The organism is Nocardioides albidus, from assembly GCF_006335005.1.
In the GTDB taxonomy this organism is placed as follows: domain Bacteria; phylum Actinomycetota; class Actinomycetes; order Propionibacteriales; family Nocardioidaceae; genus Nocardioides; species Nocardioides albidus.
The window spans coordinates 72,985-78,450 of the sequence record NZ_VDMP01000020.1; the positions used below are offsets into that span (position 1 = coordinate 72,985).

The window sequence follows — 5,466 nt, forward strand, 5'->3', positions numbered from 1 at the left end:
GGCTGGGTTCCGAGGTCCATGACTGCATCGTCCCAAGAGGGTCCGTCACAAACCCAGGCCCGCACGCCCGCCTGTGCACAGGGAACCCTCGCCCCGCGCCGGCCGGTGATGCCCGGTGGTTTCGAGGCTCGTTGCTGGCGCTCCTCGCGCCTCGACCACCGGGTGGCCGCGATCGTCCCTGCACCCTCGCCGACTCGGGCGTAGGCGGCTTCCGGCAGGATGGGGGCGTGCTGACCGTTCGCCACGCGCCGCGCTCCCGCGTGCGCATCCCGGCGGCGCTGGTCAGCCTGGAGAGCGTGACCGCGCTCGCCCTGGCCCACGCCGCGGCCGGAGGAGAGGTGCCGGGGCCGTGGTGGCTGGCCGCCTTCGCCGGCCTCGTGTACGCCGCCGGCGGGCTGGTGCTGCGCGAGCGGGCGAGCATCCGGGTGGTCCTGCCCGCGCTCCTCGCGGTGCAGGTGCTCGGGCATGCGTGGCTGGTGGCGCTCGCGCCGGGCGTCCACGCGAGCCACGCGCATGCCGACCCGGGCGTACTGGGACTGACCCCGGCGATGCTGGGCGCACATGTGGTGGCGGCCGCGATCACCGGTGCCATGTGGTCGCTGCGGCGCCGAGCCGTCGAGGCGCTGGTGCAGTGGAGCGCGCCGGGCGTCGTACCCCCTCCGGCGGTGCGCCGCGCGACGACCGCGACGACGTCCCCCGTCCGGACGCCGCGCGAGGAGCGCTCGCCCGCGCCGACACGCGGTCCGCCGACGCGGTTCCTCGCGATCGCCTGACTCCCCGGGAGCAGGCGGTCGATCACGCCTGCATCCGTTCCGAGTCATCCGATCGAGAGAGACATCCATGCACATCCGACGCTTCACCCTGCCCACCCTCGGCGCCGCCGCGCTCGGGATCGTGGCCCTGACCGCGGGCGCCGCCGGCGCGCACGTCAGCGTGTCGCCCGACACCACCGCAGCGGGCTCCTACGCCGTGCTCACGTTCAGCGTCCCCCACGGCTGCGAGGGCTCGCCCACGACGAAGGTCGCCATCCAGCTGCCGGCGGACGTCCCGCAGGTCACGCCGACCGTCAACCCCAACTGGACCGTCGAGAAGGTCACCGAGAAGCTCGCCGAGCCACTCCAGGACTCCCACGGCAACGAGATCACCGAGCGGGTCAGCCAGGTCGTCTACACCGCGAGGACCCCGCTCGAGGACGGCTTCCGCGACACCCTGGCGCTGTCCCTCCAGCTGCCGGAGAAGGCCGGGGAGACCCTCACCTTCCCGGTCCTGCAGACCTGCGCCCGGGGCGAGACGGCGTGGAACGAGACGCCCGCCGAGGGCCAGGACGAGGAGGAGCTGGAGAACCCGGCCCCGGCCGTCACCATCACCGAGGCGGGCGCGGGCGGCCACCACGGCGCGGCCGACGCCGCCGAGGAGCCCGGGGCACGCAAGGACGGGGACGACGAGGACGGGGACGACGAGGCCGGGGACGACGGCAACGGCCTCGCGGTGGCCGGACTCGTCGCCGGCCTCGGCGGCCTCGTGCTCGGCGGCCTCGCGCTCGCACGCTCCGGCCGGAAGGCCTGAGATGCGGCGTGTGCCGGCGTACGTCCTCGCCGTCCTGGCCACCGTCATGACGGCCGTCCTGATGGTGCTCGGGACGGCGGGCCCGGCGTCGGCACACGCCACCCTCGTCTCGACCGACCCGGCGGAGGGGACCGTCCTGCCCGAGGCGCCCGGTCGGGTGACGTTCACCTTCGACGAGCCGGTCCAGCTCGTGCCCGACGGCCTGCTCGCCTTCGACGCGCAGGGCAGGCGGGTCGAGCTCGACGCGTCGGCGCGGGGCGTCGAGGTGACCGGCAGGCTGTCGGGTGGTCTCGACGACGGCACCTACGTCGTCACGTGGCGCGTGGTCTCGGCCGACGGTCACCCGATCGCGGGCTCGCTCACCTTCCACGTCGGCGCCCCCAGTCCGAAGGTCGTCGCCCCGCAGACCGGTCCCGCCGACCCCGGCGCGGTGCCCACGGTCCAAGGGATCGTCCACGGGCTCGACTACGCCGCGCTCCTGCTGGCGGGCGGGCTCGCCGTCTTCCTCGGCTGGACCGCGCGCGGCGTACGCCTGCCCGACGAGGTACGACGACGGGCCGTGCGGGTGCTGCGAGGCAGCTGCGGCGTGGCGGTTCTGGCCGCCGCCGTCGCCGTGCCCCTCGCCGGCGCCTACCAGCTCGGCTCGGGTCTCGGCGGGACCCTCGACCCGTCCGTCCTCGACCCGGCGCTGGTGCAGGACGACCTGCTGGTGCTCGCGCTGCACGTCCTGGGGCTCGGCGTCGCGGCGTGGGCCGCCGGCCGGTCGCGGTCCCCCCTCGGCGCCGACCTCCTCACCGCGCTGGCGGTGTGGTCACCGGCACTCGTCGGCCACACCCGCGCCTACGAACCGAGCACCCTGCTCGTCGTCACCGACGCCCTGCATCTCACGGCAGGTGCCGTCTGGCTGGGCGGGCTGGCCGGGCTGGCCCTCGTCCTGTCCGCGGTCGCCGGCCGCCCGAAGGACGCGGCGGACCTGCTGAGCAGGTTCTCGGCGCTCGCGGCCGGGCTGCTCGCGGCGCTCGCGGTCACCGGAGTCCTGACGGGGTGGCGGATCGTCGGCTCGTGGTCACGCCTCGTGGAGGAGACCTACGGGCGCCTGCTGCTGGTGAAGATCGCGCTCGTCGTGGTGATCATCGCGATCGCGGCGTACAACCGGTTCGGACTGGTACCCCGGGTCGCGCGCGACGGCGGGCACGAGCAGCGCCGGCTCGCCGCCGGCCTGGTGCGGCGCACCGTGCTGGCCGAGGCGACACTCCTGGTCGCGGTCCTCGGGGTGACCGGCTTCCTCACGCAGAAGCCGCCGGGCGGCGAGGCGTCGTCCGGGCCGCGCACGGCCGACACCGGCGTGGTGACAGGGGTCGCGGGCGAGGACCTCAAGGTCCTGGCGGTGCTCGACCCCGGCCCCGGTCTGCAGCGCCGGCTCATCGTGCAGGTCCAGGACCTGGCCGGTGATCCGCTCGACCTGGGCGCCGCGCCGGCGGTCGCGCTGCGCTCGGACAGCGTCGACCTCGGCACGGTCCCGGTCTCGCCGAGTGGTGCCGGCACCTATGCCGCCGACGTCGTCTTCCCGCACACCGGTGCCTGGGAGCTGCAGGTCAGCGTCCGGGTCGACACCTTCACCAGTCCGGTGACGACCGTCGACCTGAAGGTGCGCTGATCAGCCCTGGCCGAGGGCCGGCGCCGAGACGACGTCCGCCTCGTCGGGCTCGGTCACGGTGACGTCCGCGCCGTAGTCGTGGTAGGTCTGCTCGCTGGCGACCTTGACGCCGGAGGTCTCGAACTCCATCGACATCTTGACCGGTCGGTTCTGCGCGTCGACCCACATCTGCGAGGTGATCTCCGGCGGCATCGCGGCCGCGACGTCCTCGCCGAGCCCGAGCTTCTCGGCATAGCTCGACGAGTCGAGCACCACCTCGTAGTGGTTGCTCGCGACGCCGTCGACGGTCTCCTCGCCGACGAGGCGAAGCTCCTTCGGCGTGCCGAGGACGGCCAGCGCCTTCGCCGGGTCCGCGAGCTGGCCGAGGGAGGCCAGCGGGTTGCCGGCGTTGGCCGGGTCCTTCGGGTCGAGCTTGGCCCACTTGCCGCTCGGCACGAGGCCGTCGGCCTGGATGTAGAGCACCCCGTCGACGACGACCATCTCCATCTTCTGGGGGCTGTCGGCGGTCGTCTTCGCGTGCGAGGACGGCTGGTCGCCGTCGTAGGAGACCTCGGTCTCGACCGTCACGGCGACGCCCCCGCTGGTGCTGGTGGCGGTGCCGCGGAAGGAGCCCGCCTTCTGCTGCGCGGCGATGATGGTGGGGTAGAAGTCGTCCTTGGACAGCTCCGCGAGCTCGCCGCTCCCGGCCTCCGCACTGTCGCTGGCGCCGTCCGTGGCGCTCGCGGTGGCGTTCTCGCCGGCCGGCTTGTCGTTGCTCGCGTCGGTCTTGTCGTCGCCGCATCCGGCGAGCAGCAGGGCGGGAGTGAGCAGTGCGGCCAGGGCCAGGCGGGGCGTGCGGTGGTTCATGAGGCTCCTCGAGCGCGTCGGGTCGGTCGTCTCGACCCTAACCCTCGCCCTGTCCCGTTCCGGTCGCGGGCGCGGACACGGGCGCGGTCACCGCGAGCTGGTGCAGCAGGCCGTCGACGCGCACCTGCAGGAACAGCCGGTAGTCGCCGGGCTGCTCGAAGACGGTGTGGAAGGTGAGCGTCGTGCCGTCGTCCTCGACCTCGGGCGCGCCGTACGGGTGGACGTGGACGAACCCGCGGGAGTCGACGGCGAAGCCGGTCAGGTGGGCGCTCGTGCCGAGATAGCTGCCGAGCGCCACCGGTTCGCCCCCCGCGTCGGTCACGCGCAGCCGGAGCCGGCCGTTGGGCCCGACCTCGCCGGCCGCGAGCAGGCGTGCCTCGACCACGCCGTCGGAGCCGGTCTCGGCCTCCTTCCCGCGGGGTACGTCGACCGGTGTCCAGTCGCCGGGGACGCGCAGCGTCGTGCCCAGCACGATCGGCGTCGGGGAGCCCTGGGGGATGAGCTCCGCGACCACTCGCCAGCGACCGGGACTGCCGAGGTCGACGCGCGCGGTCCAGGTGCCGTCGTCGCCGAGGGTGGGATGGAGGTGGCGGAACTGCGCGAGGTCGTCGCGCACGACGTAGAGGTGGAGGAGCTTGGTCTGCTCCTCGGTGTAGGTGAGCAGGGGAGTGCCGGCCGGGTCGAGGATGCGGAAGGAGACGTTCCCGGTCCCGTCGGGGCCAGGGAGTCGGACGTCGGTCATCCGGTAGCCCTCCACCTCGGCGCCGGTGCCGTCCCCGACCGGGTTGCCGATCGGCTGGGTGCCGGAGCCGCCGTCCTTCGCGGGGGTGAGCACGACCCGGTCCGGATCGGCCGTCGGCTCCTCGGAGGCGCAGGCCGCCAGGCCGAGCGCCAGGACGGTCGCGGCGGTCGCGGCGAGCAGGCGCGTCGTACGGCGGGTCACGGCGCCACGGTCAGCAGCAGGAAGGCGGCGAGGAGAACCAGGTGGACGATGCCGTTGAGGGGCTTCGCGCGACCCGGGACGACGGTCAGGATCCCGACGACCGAGGACATCGCCAGCAGCACCAGCTGCAGCGGCTCGAGGCCGAGTGCGAGCTCGCCGTCGAGCCAGATCGAGGCGACGGCGATCGCCGGGATGGTGAGCCCGATCGACGCCATCGCCGAGCCGTAGGCGAGGTTGAGGCTGATCTGCACGCGCTCGCGCGCCGCGGCGCGGACGGCCGCGATGGTCTCGGGCAGGAGCACCAACAGCGCGATGACGACGCCGACGACGGCGTGCGGGAAGCCGAACCAGTTCACGGCGTCCTCGATCGAGTACGACTCGACCTTCGCCAGGCCGACGACCGTGACCAGGGAGATCACCAGCAGCAGCACGCTCAACCGGGTCTCGCGCGCGG

General features: G+C 74.0%; 5 protein-coding genes and 1 pseudogene. 3 read left to right on the plus strand and 3 right to left on the minus strand.

Translation table 11 applies throughout. The features are described 5' to 3' along the window. Window positions 1-227 precede the first annotated feature (227 nt). From FHP29_RS07040 to FHP29_RS07050, 3 genes are all read left to right on the plus strand, one after another. Window positions 228-773, plus strand: coding sequence for a hypothetical protein (locus FHP29_RS07040; protein ID WP_139622154.1), 546 nt, complete (start codon window positions 228-230; stop codon window positions 771-773). Window positions 774-840: 67 nt separating this feature from the next. Next, window positions 841-1,566 carry a YcnI family copper-binding membrane protein gene (locus tag FHP29_RS07045; protein WP_139622155.1) on the plus strand — a complete coding sequence of 242 codons (726 nt, stop codon included), beginning with the start codon at window positions 841-843 and terminating at the stop codon, window positions 1,564-1,566. A 10-nt stretch (window positions 1,567-1,576) separates the two neighbouring features. After that, window positions 1,577-3,223, plus strand: a complete 1,647-nt coding sequence (locus FHP29_RS07050) for a copper resistance CopC/CopD family protein (protein WP_158296503.1) — start codon at window positions 1,577-1,579, stop codon at window positions 3,221-3,223. Here the strand turns inward: FHP29_RS07050 and FHP29_RS07055 are convergent, their stop codons facing one another. The 3 genes and pseudogenes from FHP29_RS07055 to FHP29_RS22555 form a co-directional block, all read right to left on the minus strand. After that, complete coding sequence (locus tag FHP29_RS07055) at window positions 3,224-4,069, minus strand: SCO4651 family lipoprotein (protein WP_139622157.1); 846 nt, start codon at window positions 4,067-4,069, stop codon at window positions 3,224-3,226. It lies immediately after the preceding gene. Between the two features lie 37 nt (window positions 4,070-4,106). Further along, on the minus strand, window positions 4,107-5,012 hold the full coding sequence (locus tag FHP29_RS07060) for a hypothetical protein (protein ID WP_139622158.1): 906 nt from the start codon (window positions 5,010-5,012) through the stop codon (window positions 4,107-4,109). After that, a pseudogene (locus tag FHP29_RS22555) lies at window positions 5,009-5,466 on the minus strand (ionic transporter y4hA); the annotation flags it as partial. The pseudogene FHP29_RS22555 and the gene FHP29_RS07060, both read right to left, overlap by 4 nt.